We start from the raw sequence: 17,911 nt of genomic DNA, 5'->3' as shown, positions 1-17,911 counted from the left end.
CGCTCTGGACTGAGGTAAGCTTCGACGCACATACCGCAGGACGCTCGTGTGCCCTGTGGCCCGCCACCGACCATGGGGATGTGTCGATGAAGAGAATCCTGTTCCTAGCGGCCTTACTGGCCGTCAGCCTGTCGCTGGACGCACGCGACCGGAAAAGCGTCTATGGGCCCGACTACGGCGCCTTCGATGGCGAGGTGGTCACGCGCGCGGACCCGGACGTCTACGACCTCCTCGTCGTCGCCGTGGATGGCAAACACCGCCCTGATCTCCCCACGAAGGTAAAGATGCGTCCCGGCTTTCATTGGCTCGAGGTCGCATCCAGCAAGCGCGGGCGAAACGGCGAGCTCACGCGCCAGTCTCTCCCCCTCACGGTCGAGCCGTGTACCACCTATCGGTACGCCGCCAAGCACGACGGCAGTCTTTCCAACCGGCGCTGGACGATCATCGGGATCGAAGCCCTTACCGACCTCGATTGTCCGGCGAATAGCGGCGAGACCGATGGGGTTAAGGACAAGCAGGTTGCCGACGACACCGTCACGGAAAGCCCCCAACCGTGAGCGACGCCCCAGGGTGAGGCGTGTCTTCGGCTAGACTCGGGTTCATCCCCTTCTTCCCTACGATCATGCGCCTGGGTCTGGCCGCCAACCGCCTGCACCACCACACCGAAGACGCAGCGCTGTTCCGCTGGCTGCGCGCCTGCGAACCCGGCATCCGCGACCTGCGGCTGGCACTGCATGCGGTCGGCCGCACACATGATGCGATCGCCGCCGCCGGCATGCTGCGCGGCTACGACGGGCTCAAGCGCTATCCCTACGGGCGCGATGGCGGACTGATGAAGCTGGTGGCGGAGGTCGTCGGCCTGGAAGGCGCGGAGCGCAGCCTCGACGGCGCGATCTACTTCATCGATCCGGTCGATCCGTCTTCGATCTTCCCCGAGGCCACGGCGCTGAAGCGCCAGTGCGTGATCCATGGCAAGCCGTTCCTGTCGACGGTCGCCTCGGCGCGCGACTGGGTGGAGATGGAACGCATCCATGCGGGCCTGGCGCCCGACCCGAACGCGGACCGCTTCCACGCGCTGGAATCCCAGACCCTGGCACTGATCGCGCACGATGCGATGAAGCCGCAGATGCTCGCCTTCGCCGACGCGCACTTCGACGTGCTGTCCCGCTTCGCCCACCGCATGGCCACCGGCACCACCGGCCTGCGCCTCAACGAACTGGCATGGAGCCGCGGCTGGCCCCAGGACACGCCGTGGGTGGAACGCTTCCAGAGCGGCCCGCTCGGCGGCGACGCGCAGATCGCCGACCGCGTGCTGGAGCACCGCTGCCAGCGGGTGATCTTCTTCGAGGATCCGCACGTGGCGCGCCAGCACGAGGCGGACATCCAGCTGCTCGAGCGCGCGGTGACCACGGTGACCGATGAAGCGGTGTGCACCACCTCGCTGGCGGTGGCCAGGCGCTGGTGCGAGGCGGTGACCAAGCGTGGGATTCTTGTAGGAGCGACGTGAGTCGCGACCGCACGCCCGGACAACCTTCGGACCCGAACCACACGCATCGACAGGACGAGATAGTTCAGTCATTACGGTCGCGACTTACGTCGCTCCTACAGGTACCGCAGCAGCAATGAGTTCCCCACCCCGCCATCTGCTGAAAGACTTTTCCCTGTCCGCCATCGCGGCCGGCTTCGTCACCGTCCTGGTCGGCTTCGCCAGCTCGGCGGTGATCGTGTTCCAGGCGGCGCAGTCGCTGGGCGCCTCGCCGGAAGAAATCTCCTCGTGGATGTGGGCGCTCGGCCTGGGCATGGGGCTGACCTGCATCGGCCTGTCGTTGCGCTACCGCATGCCGGTGGTGACCGCGTGGTCCACGCCCGGCGCGGCCATGCTGATCGGCAGCGTCGCCGGGCTACCACTGTCGGATGCGATCGGTGCGTTCCTGATTTCGGCGTTGCTGATCGCGGCGTCGGGCTTCTCGGGTTTCTTCGAACGGATGATCAGCCGCATCCCGGTGTCGCTGGCGTCCGGCATGCTGGCCGGCGTGCTGCTGCGCTTCGGCATCGACGCGTTCGCCGCGATGAAAACGCAGCTGGGCATGGTGCTGACGATGTTCGCGGTATATCTGCTCGCCCGCCGCCTGCTGCCGCGTTACGCGGTGATCCTGACCCTGCTGGTCGGCATCGCCTTCGCTGCCGGACTCGGGCTGCTGCGCGTGGACGGCCTGTCCCTGCAGCTGGCGAAGCCGGTGTTCACCACGCCGACGTTCTCGCTCGCCGCCATCGTCGGCATCGCCTTGCCGCTCTTCATCGTGACGATGGCGTCGCAGAACGTCCCCGGCGTGGCGGTGATCCGCGCGTCGGGGTATGCAATCCCGATCTCGCCCGTCGTCGGCTGGACCGGCCTGGTCAACCTGCTGCTGGCGCCTTTCGGCGCGTTCGCGCTGAATCTCGCCGCGATCACCGCCGCGATCTGCATGGGGCGCGAAGCGCACGAGGATGCGGCACGACGCTACGTGGCGGCCATCGCGGCCGGCGTGTTCTATGTCGTCGTCGGCCTGTTCGGCGCCACGGTGGCAGCGCTGTTCGCCGCGTTCCCGAAGGAGCTGATCCTCGCGATCGCCGGCATTGCCCTGCTGGGCACCATCGGCAACAGCCTGGCGGCGGCATTGCGCGACGAAGGGGGGCGCGAGCCGGCGCTGGTGACGTTCCTCGTGACGGCCTCGGGTCTGTCGCTTGTAGGCATCGGCTCGGCGTTCTGGGGCCTGCTGGCCGGCGTGGTGACGTTGTTGGTGCTGCGACGCACGTAGCCCGCGTTCGCACGCGGCTCATGCAGGTGAACACCGCGTGGAGTGTTCAGTTTGGAGGGCGTGGATTCACCTGTGGCTGATGCTCGGGTGGGCAGGATCGGTCCACCCCTCCCCCGGAGATTTCCATGACTGTTCGCAACCGCCATCGCCTGCTGACCCTTGCCGCCCTGGCTGCACTGTCCGCTGCCGCCGTCGCCCAGCCGCCTGCGCCCACGGCCGGCAAGGATGCGCTGAAGGAACCGCAGGTGCGCGCCCTGCTCACCGAGAAGGGCTACACGAACATCGACGACCTCGATTTCGAGGACGGCATGTGGGAAACCGACGCCACCAGCGCCAACGGCGACCGGGTGGACGTGCGCATCAATCCGGCGAGCGGCGACGTGATGGCCGAGAAGCTGGTGTCCGATCTCAGCGAGAACGACGTGAAGGCCAAGCTGACGGCCGCCGGCTATTCCAAGATCCACGACGTCGACTTCGACGATGGCGTCTGGAAGGCCGAGGCCGAACGTACCGACGGCAATGACGTCGAGATCCACCTGGCCGCCAACACCGGCGAGATCATCCACGTCGAGAACGATTGATCATCGCGCAGGCCGCGCAACGGAGAAGGCCGCCCTTGGGCGGCCTTCTTCGCATCAATGCGCTGCCGCTGACGGCGGCCGGGCGAAGCGCCAGCCCACCAGCCAGCCGATGGCGAGCAGCAGCGCCGCCAGCAGCCACGGTGCGCCCGGCAGGTGCGCGGGCGCCGCCTTGCCGATGAACAGCGAGAACGTGCCGGCGAACATCATCGGCCCCACGATGCCGGCCAGGCTGACCAGACTCATCAGCGCGCCCTGCACGCGGCCCTGCACGTCGGCCCCGACCTGCTGGGTGATCAACGCCTGCGTGGCCGGGCCGGCCAGGCCCCACAGCGCGCTGATCGGCAGACCGATCAGGAACATCCAGCCCAGGTCCGCCATGCCATAGATGCAGAAGCCGACCACGCCGCATGCCAGCCCGAACAGCAGCGTGCGGCGTTCGCCGAACTTCGGCACGACGCGACCCACAAGACCCGCCTGCACGATCACGCTGCACACGCCGACGGCGGCGAGCACCCACGCAACCTGTTGTTCGTTCCAGCGGTACTGGTACTCGGCGAACAGCACGAACACGCTGGGATAGACGTAGTGCGCCAGGTTCGCGATCAGCACCACCGCCGCCAGGCCGAACACCTGGGGATAGCGCTTCAGCAACACCATCGAGCCGACCGGATTGGCGTGCGACCAGTCGAACGTCGCCGTGCGGCGCTCCTTCGGCAGCGACTCCGGCAGCACGAACACGCCATACAGGAAGTTCAGCAGCGCCAATCCGGCCGCGAACCAGAACGGCAGGCGCAGGTCGATGGCGCCCAGCTGGCCGCCGATGATCGGGCCGATGATGAAGCCCACGCCGAAGGCCGCACCGATCATGCCGAAGGCCTGTGCCCGCTTCTCCGGCGCGGTGATGTCGGCGATGTAGGCGTTGGCCGTGGTGAAGCTGGCCGAGAACACGCCCGAGAAGATGCGCGCCACCAGCAGCCACGGCAGCGACTGGGCCAGCGCCATCAGCACGAAGTCGATGCCCAGGCCCAGGCAGGACAGCAGGATGACGGGACGGCGGCCGAAGCGGTCCGACAGCGCGCCCTGGATCGGCGTGCAGATGAACTGGATGGCGGCGAACAGCATGCCGAAGGTGCCCACCCACCACGCCGCCTGCGCGAAATCGCCACCGGTGAACTGGCGGACCAGGCCGGGCAGGACGGGAATGATCACGCCGAAGGACAGGATGTCGATCAGCACGGTGATGAAGATGAAGACCAGGGCGGCGCGGCGGCCGGCGGGTGCGGGAGCTTCGGCGTTCACGGAGCGGAACCGGCGAAAAGGTGCGCAAGTGTAGGGCATCGGACAGCCGCCCACTGTCCCGGCGCCTGTAGGAGCGCCCTCGGGCGCGATGCTTCTGCTCCCGAACCTTGGCGAAAAAAGCATCGCGCCCGAGGGCGCTCCTACAAGGAACTGACCGAGATCACGTGGCTCAGCCGGTGCCGCTGTCCCGGCTCCAATTCGATGGCGTCCTCGCCGGCATTCGCTGCCTCCAGGCAGACGAAGGTCCGCCAGCCGTCATCGGGCATGTCGGCGATCGCGCATACGCCGGTCTCGCCCGGATTCCACACCACCAGCGAACGGCTGCCGAAGGTGTCCAGCCGGATGCGCCGACCGCCCGCTGGATCGATCAGTTCGAACCGATGACCGGTGCCGGCGTAGATCCGGTCGCTGCGGCCGGGATCGCGCGCGTCGTGCAGCGACCAGTTGCCGGACTGCACGTGCGTATCGCCGTCGTACTTGTCCGCGTAGGGAAGGCCATCCAGGCCGGTGACTGCCACCTGCGTCGCGTCGGCGACACGGAAGTACGTGTGCAGCGCCTGGGTCAGCATCACCGCAGACTCGCCGCGGTGCACCGTGTCCAGGCTTTGGCGGAGCTCACGGCCGACATGCACGGTCTGGATCAGTTCGAGCGGCACGCCATCCCGCAGCGGCAAGGCGAGCTTGAGCACGACGCTGCCGTCGGCCTCGCGCCGCACGTCCGTCAGCGGCCAGCGCGACACGCGTGCATGACCGTGCTGGGGTACATCGTCGGGTTGTCCCTGCCGACCGAAGTAAGGCCAGCACACCGGCACGCCGCCGCGGATCGCCTTCGGCGGCATCGCCGTGGTCGGCGACAGCCACAGCAGATCGTCGAACCCGGCGGGCGCGAACGACAGCACCTGTCCGCCATGCAGGCTGATGCGGGCGGTGGACGACGGCGTCTCGATGCGGAGTACGTCGATGTCGTGCCAGACCTCGCGGGTGACGCCAGCGGGTAGCGCACTCATGGCGTTTGCGGCTCCGGTGGCGCGACGGGCGGCCCTTCCGCCTTCAGCGCGGCGAGGATCTTCGCGCCGGCGCGGCCATCGGCGGGCTGCAGGCCCAGGCGCTGCTGTTCAAGGACGATCGCGCGCCGCGTCTGCGTGCCGATCATGCCGTCGGCCGTACCGATCGCATGCCCGCGCGCCAGCAGCAGTGTCTGCAGCTCTCGGCGCTGCGGACGGCCAAGGCCCGGGTCGTCCGTGGGCCACGCCGTCAGCAGCCCCTTGCCGCCGCGCAGGCGGTCGGCCAGCAGCGCGATGGCCAACGCATAGCTTTCGGCCGCGTTGTACGAATAGATCGCGTCGTAGTTCTTGAACACGAGGAACGCCGGCCCCGCGACGCCGGTCGGCACCAGCACCGCTGCTGCGCGGTCATCCGCAGGCAACGGCTGCCCGTCGACGCGGGCGACCCCCTGCGCGACCCACTGCGTCAATGGTTTGCGGTTGGTGCGGCCGGCCTGCGCGACATCGAAGCCTGCAGGCAACTGCACTTCGTAGCCCCACGGTTCGCCGGTGCGCCAGCCGGACTTCACCAGGTAGTTCGCGGTCGAGGCCAGCGCGTCGGGAATGCTGTCGATCAGGTTGCGTCGCCCATCGCCATCGAAGTCGACCGCGATGCGTTCGTACGTGCTGGGCATGAACTGCGTGTGGCCGAACGCCCCGGCCCACGATCCGGTCAGCCCGTCGGCACGGATGTCGCCGGCCTGCAGCAGCTTCAGCGTGGTGAGGAATTCGCCGCGGAAGAACGCCTGTCGCCGGCCGAAGCACGAGAGCGTCGACAGCGACACCAGCAGCGGCCGCTTGCCGAACACGCGGCCGTAGTCGCTCTCCACGCCCCACACCGCGACGACGGTGGCGGGATCCACGCCATAGGCCTGCGATACCCGGCCCAGCAGTTCGGCGTGCGTAGCCAACATGGCCTGTCCATCGCTTACGCGCTGCTCGTCGACCAGGGCCGCCAGATAGTCCCACAGCGGCGTGGTGAACTCGGGCTGCGCGTCCAGCAGGTCCAGCACGCTCATGTCGGCGGCCAGGCCCTGGGTGTACGTGTCGAAGCTGGCCGTCGTGACGCCCTGCTTCTCGGCGACGCCGCGCAGGCTGGTCATGCAGGTGGTGAACACCGGATCCGGTGCGGGCGTTGGCGCCGCCGCGTCAGGCGCCGGGGTGACAGGCAGTGGACGCGGTGGCGTCGCGCCTGATGCAGGCAGTGTCTGCGCGATGGCGGGAACCACCATCGCCATCGACAGCAGCAGGACGGTCGCGTTGGACCTCATCTCGGCCTCCCTGGCCTTCTGGGGGGAGGCGCCACTTTGCCCTGTGCGGAGCGCGATTGCGACCCTGCTGTACCGTCAGCGGACCTCGATCCGGTATTCCACCACCTCCACCGGCGGCAGCGTCTCCCAGGGCCGCCGGTATTCCAGACGCACGGTCGCCTCCCCGGCCTTTTCCGCCCGGAACCACCAACGCGCGATCGACGAAGCGCCGGGCATCGGCGGCTGCGTATCCATCGGCGGCGGCGTGGCCGGGCCCGGGGTGCGCGCCAGCACGGGAGCCCCGTCTGCGGTGAATTCCCATTGGTAGCCGGTGCTGGCGTTGGACATCAAGGCGATCTCCAGGACCTGACCGACGCGCATCGCCACCGGCGCCGTGCCCACGGGTCGGACGATGCCGTCGTCCGGCAACGTGTCGGATGGTGGTCCGCCGCCCGTCGCCGGTCCGCTGGCGCAGGCCGACAGCAGCACGCACAACCCGATCACCCGCCATGCCTTCATCGTCGCGTCCTCGCTGGAGACCGGGTGGTTATACACCGCCGCTTTAGGCCCCGTCCGTAGAATGGCGGCATGAACAACACCCCCCAGGATTCCTCGCTGGGTCGCGAGGTCGCGTATCCCGCGCATTACGACCCCACCCTGCTGTTCCCCATCCCGCGCCAGGGCGCGCGCGACGAGATCGGCATCGCCGCCGATGCCCTGCCGTTCGTCGGCCACGACCGCTGGCATGCCTACGAACTGAGCTGGCTGGATGCCCGCGGCAAGCCGCGCGTGGCCACCGCCACTCTGACGGTACCGTGCACATCGCCGTGCCTGATCGAATCCAAGTCGCTCAAGCTCTACCTCAACTCGCTCAACAGCACGCGCTTCAACAGCGACGCCGCTGTGCTGGAGCGCATCGCCACCGACCTGTCGGCCCGCGCCGGCGCGGACGTGGGCGTGACATTCGGCCTGCCGCCCATGGCCGGAGCGCCAGAGGGCGAATCGATCGATGGTCTGGACGTGGAGATCGACCACTACGGCCCCCCGCGCGCCGAGTTCCTGGCCGCCGATCCTGAAGTACAGGTCGACGAGACGCTCTCGTCGGAGCTGCTGAAGTCGAACTGCCCGGTGACCGGCCACCCCGACTGGGCCACGGTGGTGATCCACTATCGCGGCCCGCGCATCGACCGCGTCGAACTGCTGCGTTACCTCGTGAGCTTCCGCGACCACGCTGAGTTTCACGAGCAGTGTGTCGAACGGATCTTTCACGATGTCATGGCGCACTGCCGGCCGGCGTCGCTGTCGGTCGAGGCGCGTTACACCCGTCGCGGTGGCTTGGATATCAATCCCTGGCGCGCCACGGCCGACATGAGCGTCCCGCCGATGAAGCGCGACGTGCGGCAGTAATGTTGCTCGACTAACAATTGAGGCGATTTCACGCGCGCGCTATGGTTTCTTAACAGTGCGCGTGCAACGCTTGCTCATCCCAACAGCCCGCCAGGAAGGGGTGGTTGCAATGAGCACAGACAAGAAGGCCGATTTCTCGGACGTCAGCGCGAAGGTGACGTCAACCGAGCAGATCGTCGAGAAAGCGGATTTCTCCGATGTCACTGCGCGCGTCGAGAGCACCGAGGAGATCGTGGGTCAGCAGACCTATACGATCGAGAAGGGCGACACGCTTTCGAAGATCGCAAAGCAGCACTTCGGCAACGCCAATGCGTGGAAGCAGATCTTCGAAGCCAATCGCGACACCATCGACGATCCGGACCGCATCTTCCCCGGGCAGGTGATCAAGCTGCCGCCCAAACCCGCTGATGCCTGATTGTCACCACTTTTCAGAAGGATCGAACCCATGAAGCAGAACCGCATCTCCTACGCCCTGGCCGCCGCGCTGGTCGGCACCGTCGCTCTGGTCGGCTGCAAGAAGAAGGAAGAACCCGTCGCCGCGCCGCCGGCCGCCGTTGAACCGGCGCCTGCACCCGCCGAACCCGCACCTGCCCCCATGCCCATCAGCGCGACCAGCGTTACCGTGGGCAACACGATTGCAGCGGACCAATCCGTCGCCGCCGTTGGCATGTTCGGCGTGAAGGACAAGATCATCGTGTCGGTCAAGACCGACGCCACCACGCCGGCCGACGCCACCATCGAGGCCAAGCTGACCTTCCAGGCCGGCCAGGAAGCCGCCAAGCAGTCCGCGACCGTCAAGGCCGAGGACGCGGGCCCCACCAACATCGAATTCACCAAGGCCACTGATTGGCCCGCCGGCAAGTACAAGGTCGACGTGACCTTGAACGGCCAGCCCGTCGGCATGACCCAGGAAATCGAAGTCAAGTAATCCGCAAGGCAAGTCTCTCTCCCACGTGTGTGGGGCAAGCTCGGGCGTGGAGGAATCCACGCCCGCTTTTTTTTTGCGCGGATACCGGCTTCGGAAGGTTCCACCCGCAACCTTCCCGGCATGACCCATTGCCCCCGGACAGTCCGGCCCCGTCCATACCCCCTCGTTTTGCCCTGCGTGCGGTGGCGCGCGACAATGGCGCGCTGAGTTCCCCGTCGCCCCTTGTCGAGAGCCCTTGTCCCCATGTCGGATACGCCCCGCATCATCTACACCCTCACCGATGAAGCCCCGTTCCTCGCCACCCAGTCGCTGCTGCCCATCGTCGAGGCGTTCACCGCGCCGGCCGGCATCGCCGTGGAGACCCGCGACATCTCGCGGGCCGGCCGCATCCTGTCGCAGTTCCCCGAATACCTGAGCGACGCGCAGAAGATCAGCGACGACCTGGCCGAGCTGGGCCAGCTGGCGACGCAGCCGGAAGCCAACATCATCAAGCTGCCCAACATCAGCGCCTCGGTGCCGCAGCTGAAGGCCGCCATCAAGGAGCTGCAGTCCCAGGGCTACCCGCTGCCGGACTATCCGGATGAACCGAAGGACGACAAGGAAAAGGACGCCAAGGCGCGCTACGACAAGGTCAAGGGCAGCGCGGTGAACCCGGTGCTGCGCGAAGGCAATTCCGACCGCCGCGCACCGCTGTCGGTCAAGAACTTCGCCCGCAAGCATCCGCACCGCATGGGCGCCTGGAGCGCGGATTCGAAGTCGCACGTCGCCCACATGGCCGCCGGCGACTTCTTCGGCAGCGAACAGTCGGCCACGCTGGCTGCTGATGGCGCGCTGAAGATCGAACTGGTCGCCACCGACGGCACGGTCACCGTGCTGAAGGACAAGGTGAAGGTGAAGGCGGGCGAGATCGTCGATGCGTCGGCGATGAGCCGCAAGGCGCTGGCCGCCTTCGTGGCCGAACAGATCGCCGATGCGAAGGCGCAGGGCGTGCTGTTCTCGCTGCACCTCAAGGCCACGATGATGAAGGTCTCCGACCCCATCATGTTCGGCGTGGTGATCAACGAGTTCTACAAGACGGCGCTGTCCAAGCACGCCGCGGTGCTGGAGCAGATCGGCTTCGACGCCAACAACGGCATCGGCGACCTGTACGCGCGCCTGGGCGCGCTGCCGGCCGACCAGCAGGAGGCGATCAAGGCCGACCTGCAGGCCGTGTATGCGGACAGCCCCGCCCTGGCGATGGTCAACTCCGACAAGGGCATCACCAACCTGCACGTACCCAGCGACGTGATCGTCGATGCCTCCATGCCGGCGATGATCCGCGACTCCGGCAAGATGTGGAACGCCGAAGGCAAGCTGCAGGACACCAAGGCCGTCATCCCCGACCGCTGCTACGCCGGCATCTACCAGGCGGTGATCGAGGACTGCAAGGCGAACGGCGCGTTCGATCCGGCCACGATGGGCAGCGTGCCCAATGTCGGCCTGATGGCGCAGAAAGCCGAGGAGTCCGGCAGCCACGACAAGCCCTCCCAGACCCCCGCCGATGGCACCGTGCGCGTCACCGACGACGCCGGCCAGGTGGTGTTCGAGACGCCGGTGGAAGCAGGTGACATCTGGCGCATGTGTCAGGCCAAGGACGCGCCGATCCAGGACTGGGTGAAGCTGGCCGTGGGCCGCGCGCGCCTGAGCAGGACGCCGGCGATCTTCTGGCTGGACAAGGACCGTGCGCACGACGCCCAGGTGATCGCCAAGGTCGAGCGCTACCTCAAGGACTACACCACCGACAATCTCGACATCCGCATCCTGCCGCCGGTCGAGGCCATGAAGGTGTCGCTGGAGCGCATCCGCAAGGGCCAGGACACCATCTCGGTGACCGGCAACGTGCTGCGCGACTACCTGACCGATCTGTTCCCGATCATGGAGCTGGGCACCAGCGCCAAGATGCTGTCGATCGTGCCGCTGATGGCCGGTGGCGGCCTGTTCGAGACCGGCGCCGGTGGTTCCGCGCCGAAGCACGTGCAGCAGTTTCTGGAAGAGGACTACCTGCGCTGGGATTCGCTGGGCGAATTCCTCGCACTGGCGGCGTCGCTGGAGCACCTGGGCCAGCGCTACCTCAACACGCCGGCGAAGGTGCTGGCCAACGCACTGGACGTGGCCAACGGCCGCATCCTGGACGAGAACCGCTCACCCGCGCGCAAGGTCGGCGAGCTCGACAACCGTGGCAGCCACTTCTACCTGGCCCTGTACTGGGCGCAGGCGCTGGCCGCGCAGGACGAGAACGCCGAACTGAAGGCGAAGTTCGCGCCACTGGCGAAAACGCTGGCCGACAACGAAGCGACCATCCTCGCCGAGTTGAACGGCGCGCAGGGCAAGGCGATCGACATCGGGGGCTACTACCACCCCGACCTCGCCAGGACCGCCGCCGCGATGCGCCCCAGCAGGACGTTCAACGAGGCGCTGGCGACGCTGTCGGCCTGAGGTCTATCGCTTCCTCCGCTTGATCCAACGCCCGGCCCTGTGCCGGGCGTTGTGTTTCCGCGCCTGCATTTTCAGTGAGGGAAACCCTGCAACTGGACCGGGTGATGCCAACGTCCGCATGGCAGCGGAATTCGTTGCGAGTTGTCTGTAGGAGCGACGTGAGTCGCGACCGTAGATCCGCTGCCCTCGTAGTCTCCCGCGCGTCCGGCTGTGCGGTCGCGACTCACGTCGCTCCTACAGGGGCTTCTGTCCCATGGCACGGATCAGCGGAACAGCGACAAGGACGTCATCGCGCGCAGGCGGCGCGCACCGAGCCGCTGCAGCGCTACGCGATGGCGCACCTGGCCGGCTTCATCATGGACATGGTGCCGGTGGACGGGTTCGGGCGGCGACCTGTCGGTGTGGGCAATATGGCCCTGCAGGAACAGCATGCCTTGGCTCATTCCGCCCAGCTGCTGCCACCATTGCTTCCTGGTTCCGGTTTGCATGGGACTGCTCCGTGGCGCCGGTGTCCGGCTTGAAGGACTCCCAAGGTAGGCGCATGATCGGCCGCGAAAAAGCGAAAGCTCCGCAAGCCAGCCTTGAGGTGGATTCAAGATGAGCCGACTTCCCCTGGACCAGGTGGACGCGTTCGTCACGGCCGCGCGCCTGCGCAACCTGACCCGCGCCGCCGAGGCCATGCATCTCACCGTGAGCGCATTGAGCCACCGCATGCGCCTGCTGGAACAGCGGCTGGGCCACAAGCTGCTTGCACGCGGACCGCGCGGCGTGGAACTGACCCCCGACGGGCAGCGCCTGTTCGATGCGATCTCCGGGCCGCTCGACACCATCGAGCATGCCCTGCGGCGCGCCACGCTGCGCAACGACCATACGGTGACGCTCAGCCTCATTCCCTCCATGGCCACGGCCTGGCTGGTGCCGCGCCTGCCGGCGTTCCTCGCCACGCATCCCGAGCTGGGCCTCAACCTGCAGTCGAGTACGCATGTGGTCGACTTCGAGCGCGAGCCCGTCGACCTGGCCCTGCGGCTCGGCGGCGGACGCTGGGCGAACGTGCACGCGGAATTCCTGTTTCCCGAATGGATCACGCCGGTCGCCAGTCCGGCCCTTCTGAAGCAGCACGGCCGGCCGGCGCCGGATCAGATGGCCAGGCTGCCGCTGCTGGGCGATCCGGCCAACCGCTGGAAGGACTGGTTCGAGCATTTCGGCGGGCAGCCGCCGGCGCGCTACGTGGCGCAGTTCGACGACACCGAGACGCTGCACCAGGCCGCTGCGCAGGGCGTGGGCGTGGCGCTGGCGCGCTGGACGCTGGCCGAGCCGCTGGTGAAGGCCGGACGGCTGGGGACGCTGACGAAGAAGCGCCTGCAGGCCGACTTCGCCCACTACCTGGGGTATCCGGAACGCAGCCTGGGCCATCCCGGCTTCCGCAAGGTGCGCGCCTGGCTGCTGGAGCAGGCCGGCGTGGCGGTGGAGCGATGACTCCAGCACGGCCCCGCTAACATCACGCGCATGGTTCCCGCCGATGCCATCGCCCGCCTGATCCACGACGCTTTCGCGGACTACCACGCGCGGTTCGCCGAGATCACCCGCCGCGCGAAGACGCGGTTCGAGACGCAGGACTGGGCCGCTGCGCGCGCCGATGCCGTCGAACGCATCGAACTGTACGACCAGTGCATCGCCGAATGCGCGCTGCGGCTGCAGTCGGTCCTGCTGGGGCAGGCCCACGACCGGTCGCTGTGGATGGCCGCGCGTGGTGCGTTCGAGGCGCTGGTCGCCGGACAGATCGACCGCGAGCTCTACAAGACCTTCTACAACACGCTCAGCCGGCGCTTTTTCCGCATCCGCGGCGTGGACCCGGCCCTGGAGTTCGTCGCGCTCGACGTCGAGCCCACCGATGCGATCACCCATCCGGTCGCGCGCCACAGCTATGCGGTGTCGGAGCAGCGGCCGACCGAGACCTTCGCGCGGGTGCTGGCGGACTACGGCTTCGACGTGCCCTACGCGCACCGCACGCGCTGCGCGGCGGCGATCGCGGTGCGGCTGCAGGACGACCTGGCGCACTGGGGCGCCCAGCCGGTGCGCGCCATCGAACTGCTGGATACCGTGTTCTACCGCGAGCGCCGCGCCTACCTGGTGGGCCGCGTGTTCGGCGAACACCGGTTCTCACCCTGCGTGATCGCACTGGTCAACGACGGCGGCCAGCTGAAGGCGGAAGCCGTACTGACCCGCCGGGCCGACGTGGCGCACCTGTTCGGCACCTCGCGCAGCTACTTCCATGCCGACCTGGCGACGGTCGGCGACGCGGTGGTGTTCCTGCGCTCGCTGCTGCCGGGCAAGCCGATCGACGAGATCTACACCGTGCTGGGCCGTGCCAAGCAGGGCAAGACCGAACGCTACCGCACCTTCTTCCACCATTTCGCCGCGCAGCCGGACGAACAGCTGGTGCATGCCGAAGGCACGCGCGGCATGGTGATGGCGGTGTTCACCCTGCCCAGTTATCCGCTGGTGTTCAAGGTGATCCGCGACCGCTTCGCCTACCCCAAGGCGATGAGCCGGCAGGATGTGGAGGACAAGTACGACCTGGTCTTCCATCTGGACCGCGTCGGTCGCCTGCTGGACACGCAGACGTTCCGTTACCTGCGCTTCCCGCGTGCACGCTTCGCGCCCGCCCTGCTCGACGAACTGCGCGAAAGCTGCGGGCACAGCCTGAGCGAGGATGGCGACGACCTGATCGTCCACCTGTGCTACGTGCAGCGCAGGCTGCGGCCCTTGAACCTGTACCTGCGCGAGCAGAAGGCCGAGGCCGCGCGCGCGGCCGCGCTCGACTACGGCCAGGCCATCAAGGACATGGCGCGCAACAACATCTTCCCCGGCGACATGCTGCTGAAGAACTTCGGCGTGTCGCGGCACGGACGCGTGGTGTTCTACGACTACGACGAGCTGCGGCTGGTCACCGACTGCCGCTTCCGCGACTGGCCGCAGGCCACGACCTACGAAGAGCAGATGGCCGATGCGCCGTGGTTCCACGTGGATGCGGGCGATGTGTTCCCGGAGCGGTTCCCGCAGTTCCTGGGCCTGCCCGAGATGCAGGCGAAGGCCTTGAAGGCCGCGCACGGCGACCTGTTCCGTCCGGACTGGTGGCGCGACCTTCAGTCGCACCTCGCCGCCGGCGACTATCCCGATACTCCTCCCTATCCGGATACGCTCAGGCTGGCGTGACGGCGCGCAAGTCCGCGCAACAGGCGGCGCGTTACCCTAGCCGCACCGAGGAGACCGCCTTCCCGCCATGAGCACCTACCGCCTCGACTCGATCTTCCGCCCGCGCGCCGTGGCCGTGGTCGGCAGCCAGTCGCGCCCGCGTTCGGTGGGCCGCGCGGTGGTGGAGAATCTCCTTGCCTCCGGCTTCAGCGGCCCCATCGGCCTGGTCAACAAGCATCCCTCGCCGATGGACGGCGTGGCGACCGTGCGCCACCTGCATGAGCTGCCGTGGACGCCGGACCTGGTGGTGATCGCCACGCCGGCGGCGACGGTGCCGCAGCTCGCCGCCGAGGCGGCCGAGAAGGGCGCGACCGCGCTGGTCGTGCTGACCGCCGCGAGGGGCAGCGGCCCGGGTTCGCCGGCCGCGCAGCTGGAAGCGCTGACGCGCGAGAAGGGCCTGCGCGTGCTCGGCCCGAACTGCCTGGGCGTCATCGCGCCGCATGCGCGCCTCAACGCCAGCCTCGCCAGCCGCTTCCCGAAGGCGGGCGACCTGGCGCTGATTTCCCAGTCCGGCGCCATCTCCGGCGGGCTGGTGGAATGGAGCATGAGCCAGCCGGTCGGCTTCTCCGCCGTCGTGTCGCTGGGCGATGCGCTGGACGTGGATTTCGCCGACCTGCTGGACTACTTCGCCACCGACAGCCGCACGCGCGCGATCCTGCTGTATGTGGAAGCCATCCGCGATGCGCGCAAGTTCATGTCGGCCGCGCGTGCCGCCGCGCGCACCAAGCCAGTGGTGGTGGTGAAGTCCGGACACAGCGGCCGCGCGCAGGTCACGCCGGCCGGGAGTACGCACACGCAGAACCTGGCACGGCCGAACGCGGTGTATGGCGCGGCATTCCGTCGCGCCGGCCTGCTGCGCGTGCGCTCGCTGCATGAGCTGTTCGCCGCCGCACGCACGCTGGGCCAGGTGCGTCCGTTCCACGGCCGTCGCCTGGCGATCCTGACCAATGGCGGCGGCGTGGGGGCCCTGTCTGTCGATCATCTTTACGAACAGGGCGGCACGCTGGCGACACTGTCGGACGCCACCCGCGATGCGCTCGACCGCATCCTGCCCGTGGGCTGGTCGCGCACGAATCCGGTGGACCTGCTGACCGACATCGATGCCGACCGCTACGCCGCGACGATCGACGCACTGCTGGCCGATCCCGGGAACGACGCCTTGCTCGCCGTCAACGTACCCACGGTGCTGTCGTCGTCATCAGAAGCCGCCCACGCCGTCACCCGCGTGCTGTCGCAACGGCCGGGCCACGGCACGCGGAAGCCGGTCTTCACCGTCTGGCTGGGCAACGACCCGCAGGCCGAAGCCGTGCTCGACGCCGCGCAGGTGCCGCGCTATCCGAACGAGTCGGATGCGGTCGCCGGCTTCATGCACCTGGTCCGCCATCGCGAGGTGCAGGCCGCGTTGATGGAGACGCCGCCCAGCCTGCCGGAGGACTTCAGTCCCGACGTGGCCCTGGCGCGCGCCCTGGTCGACGCCGCGCTGGATGCCGGCCAGACCTGGCTGGATCCGCTGGCCACGACGCAGCTGCTCGCCGCGTACGGCATCCCGATGGCGCCGCTGTGGCGCGCCGACGACGCCGACGCCGCCGCCCGCATCGCGGCGCCGCTGCTGGCCGAGGGCGCGACGGTGGCGGTGAAGATCCTCTCGCCCGACATCCCGCACAAGTCCGACGTGGACGGCGTCCGCCTCAACCTGGCGAATGCCAACGCCGTGCGCGAGGCGGCGGCCGGCATCCTGCAGCGCGCCCGCGAACGCCGGCCCGAGGCACGCATCGAAGGCGTACTGGTGCAGCCGACGGTGTTGCGGCCGAAGGCGCGCGAACTGATCGCCGGCATCGCCGACGACCCGGTGTTCGGGCCAGTGATCGCCTTCGGCCGGGGCGGCACCGCCGTGGAAGTGATCAACGACCAGGCCGTCGCCCTGCCACCGCTGGACCTGCGCCTGGCCCACGAGCTGATCGCGCGCACCCGTGTCTCGCGCGTGCTGAAGGCCTACCGCGACGTGCCGGCCGCCGACGAGCGCGCCGTCGCGCTGGTGCTGGTCAAACTGGCGCAGCTGGCGGCCGACATCCCCGAGATCCAGCAACTCGACATCAATCCGCTGCTGGCCGACCGCGAAGGCGTGGTGGCCGTCGATGCCCGCATCGCGGTGGCACGCGGGCGTGTGCTGCACAAGGGCCGCGGCCATCCGCGCTTCGCCATCTTCCCGTATCCGAAGGAATGGGAACGCACCATCGAGCTCGCCGATGGCCAGCCGGCGCTGGTGCGCCCGGTGCGGCCGGAGGACGATGCGATGTTCCGCGAATTCTTCACCCACGTGACCGACGAAGACCTGCGCCTGCGCTTCTTCCAGTCGGTGCGCCACTTCAGCCACGAATTCATCGCGCGCCTGACCCAGCTCGACTATGCGCGCTCGATCGCGCTGGTGGCGATCCATCCGCAGACGCACGAGATGCTGGGCGCGGTGCGCCTGCACGCGGACGCGAACTACGAGAAGGGCGAGTACGGCATCCTGGTGCGCTCGGACCTGAAGGGCCACGGCATCGGCTGGAAGCTGATGCAGATCATGATCGAGTACGCGCGATGGCTGGGCCTGAAGGTCATCGAGGGCCAGGTGCTGCGCGAGAACCGCACCATGCTGGCGATGTGCGAGAGCCTGGGCTTCACCGTGAAGCTGGATCCCGACGATCCCACGCTGATGAACGTCAGCCTGCCGGTATCGGCGGGCGCATAGGTTCGCCGTCTAGATGTGTAAACCCACCACGTTGTTCAGTGGGATTCGGGTGATGGGTGGCCTGTAGCCAAGGCTGGCATGTGGTCGATGCCAGTTGTAGTGATGAAGCCAGCCCTGCAGCGCGTGGGCTCGCTGTTCGGA

Annotated in this window: 17 protein-coding genes; 11 read left to right on the top strand and 6 right to left on the bottom strand. The window is 68.1% G+C overall.

From position 1 onward, the window contains the following. Nucleotides 1–86 precede the first annotated feature (86 nt). The 4 genes from CSC76_RS11050 to CSC76_RS11035 all read left to right on the top strand — a co-directional run bounded on the left by CSC76_RS11050 (nucleotide 87) and on the right by CSC76_RS11035 (nucleotide 3,379). The gene (locus tag CSC76_RS11050; RefSeq protein ID WP_162110066.1) at nucleotides 87–557 is read left to right on the top strand and encodes a hypothetical protein; all 471 of its coding nucleotides are present in this window, start codon (nucleotides 87–89) and stop codon (nucleotides 555–557) included. A 65-nt stretch (nucleotides 558–622) separates the two neighbouring features. Then, the gene (locus CSC76_RS11045; protein WP_162110065.1) at nucleotides 623–1,507 is read left to right on the top strand and encodes a methylglyoxal synthase; all 885 of its coding nucleotides are present in this window, start codon (nucleotides 623–625) and stop codon (nucleotides 1,505–1,507) included. Nucleotides 1,508–1,622: 115 nt separating this feature from the next. Next, nucleotides 1,623–2,798, top strand: a complete 1,176-nt coding sequence (locus CSC76_RS11040) for a benzoate/H(+) symporter BenE family transporter (protein ID WP_162110064.1) — start codon at nucleotides 1,623–1,625, stop codon at nucleotides 2,796–2,798. 125 nt (nucleotides 2,799–2,923) lie between these two features. After that, complete coding sequence (locus tag CSC76_RS11035) at nucleotides 2,924–3,379, top strand: PepSY domain-containing protein (protein WP_162110063.1); 456 nt, start codon at nucleotides 2,924–2,926, stop codon at nucleotides 3,377–3,379. Nucleotides 3,380–3,433: 54 nt separating this feature from the next. Here CSC76_RS11035 and CSC76_RS11030 read toward each other — a convergent pair whose 3' ends face one another. The 4 genes from CSC76_RS11030 to CSC76_RS11015 form a co-directional block, all read right to left on the bottom strand. Continuing rightward, a complete protein-coding gene (locus CSC76_RS11030) occupies nucleotides 3,434–4,678 on the bottom strand; it encodes a TCR/Tet family MFS transporter (RefSeq protein ID WP_379605882.1) in 1,245 nt (414 codons plus the stop codon). A gap of 140 nt (nucleotides 4,679–4,818) precedes the next feature. Next, entirely contained in the window at nucleotides 4,819–5,685 is an 867-nt protein-coding gene (locus tag CSC76_RS11025) for a D-hexose-6-phosphate mutarotase (protein WP_162110061.1), read from the bottom strand. Further along, nucleotides 5,682–6,953 carry a lytic murein transglycosylase gene (locus CSC76_RS11020; protein WP_202923521.1) on the bottom strand — a complete coding sequence of 424 codons (1,272 nt, stop codon included), beginning with the start codon at nucleotides 6,951–6,953 and terminating at the stop codon, nucleotides 5,682–5,684. Before CSC76_RS11020 ends, CSC76_RS11025 begins: the two co-directional genes overlap by 4 nt. Before the next feature lie 114 nt (nucleotides 6,954–7,067). Then, a complete protein-coding gene (locus CSC76_RS11015) occupies nucleotides 7,068–7,526 on the bottom strand; it encodes a protease inhibitor I42 family protein (RefSeq protein ID WP_162110059.1) in 459 nt (152 codons plus the stop codon). Nucleotides 7,527–7,559: 33 nt separating this feature from the next. On the opposite strand from CSC76_RS11015, the gene queF reads away from it, so the two are divergent. The 4 genes from queF to CSC76_RS10995 all read left to right on the top strand — a co-directional run bounded on the left by queF (nucleotide 7,560) and on the right by CSC76_RS10995 (nucleotide 11,781). Beyond that, nucleotides 7,560–8,378, top strand: coding sequence for an NADPH-dependent 7-cyano-7-deazaguanine reductase QueF (gene queF / locus CSC76_RS11010; RefSeq protein WP_162110058.1), 819 nt, complete (start codon nucleotides 7,560–7,562; stop codon nucleotides 8,376–8,378). 109 nt (nucleotides 8,379–8,487) lie between these two features. Continuing rightward, nucleotides 8,488–8,793 (top strand): LysM peptidoglycan-binding domain-containing protein, encoded by a 306-nt coding sequence (locus CSC76_RS11005; protein ID WP_162110057.1) that lies wholly within the window; start codon nucleotides 8,488–8,490, stop codon nucleotides 8,791–8,793. 30 nt (nucleotides 8,794–8,823) lie between these two features. Further along, nucleotides 8,824–9,306: a hypothetical protein gene (locus CSC76_RS11000; RefSeq protein WP_162110056.1), complete on the top strand. Its 483-nt coding sequence runs from the start codon at nucleotides 8,824–8,826 to the stop codon at nucleotides 9,304–9,306. Between the two features lie 243 nt (nucleotides 9,307–9,549). Then, nucleotides 9,550–11,781, top strand: a complete 2,232-nt coding sequence (locus CSC76_RS10995; protein WP_162110055.1) for an NADP-dependent isocitrate dehydrogenase — start codon at nucleotides 9,550–9,552, stop codon at nucleotides 11,779–11,781. Nucleotides 11,782–12,044: 263 nt separating this feature from the next. Here CSC76_RS10995 and CSC76_RS10990 read toward each other — a convergent pair whose 3' ends face one another. Next, nucleotides 12,045–12,269: a hypothetical protein gene (locus CSC76_RS10990; protein WP_162110054.1), complete on the bottom strand. Its 225-nt coding sequence runs from the start codon at nucleotides 12,267–12,269 to the stop codon at nucleotides 12,045–12,047. 109 nt (nucleotides 12,270–12,378) lie between these two features. On the opposite strand from CSC76_RS10990, the gene CSC76_RS10985 reads away from it, so the two are divergent. The 3 genes from CSC76_RS10985 (at nucleotide 12,379) to CSC76_RS10975 (ending at nucleotide 17,770) form a co-directional block, all read left to right on the top strand. After that, the gene (locus CSC76_RS10985; RefSeq protein WP_162110053.1) at nucleotides 12,379–13,257 is read left to right on the top strand and encodes a LysR substrate-binding domain-containing protein; all 879 of its coding nucleotides are present in this window, start codon (nucleotides 12,379–12,381) and stop codon (nucleotides 13,255–13,257) included. 30 nt (nucleotides 13,258–13,287) lie between these two features. Next, on the top strand, nucleotides 13,288–14,997 hold the full coding sequence (aceK, locus tag CSC76_RS10980) for a bifunctional isocitrate dehydrogenase kinase/phosphatase (protein WP_162110052.1): 1,710 nt from the start codon (nucleotides 13,288–13,290) through the stop codon (nucleotides 14,995–14,997). 67 nt (nucleotides 14,998–15,064) lie between these two features. Next, nucleotides 15,065–17,770, top strand: a complete 2,706-nt coding sequence (locus CSC76_RS10975; RefSeq protein WP_162110051.1) for a bifunctional acetate--CoA ligase family protein/GNAT family N-acetyltransferase — start codon at nucleotides 15,065–15,067, stop codon at nucleotides 17,768–17,770. A gap of 9 nt (nucleotides 17,771–17,779) precedes the next feature. Here CSC76_RS10975 and CSC76_RS10970 read toward each other — a convergent pair. Continuing rightward, a partial coding sequence (locus CSC76_RS10970) for an integrase core domain-containing protein (RefSeq protein ID WP_162110050.1) occupies nucleotides 17,780–17,911 on the bottom strand: 132 nt, incomplete at its 5' end.

The organism is Pseudoxanthomonas mexicana (assembly GCF_010093385.1).
Classification (GTDB): Bacteria; Pseudomonadota; Gammaproteobacteria; order Xanthomonadales; family Xanthomonadaceae; genus Pseudoxanthomonas_A; species Pseudoxanthomonas_A mexicana.
The sequence above is the reverse complement of the archived record's forward strand: the minus strand, read 5'-3'. Positions and strand labels throughout refer to the sequence as shown.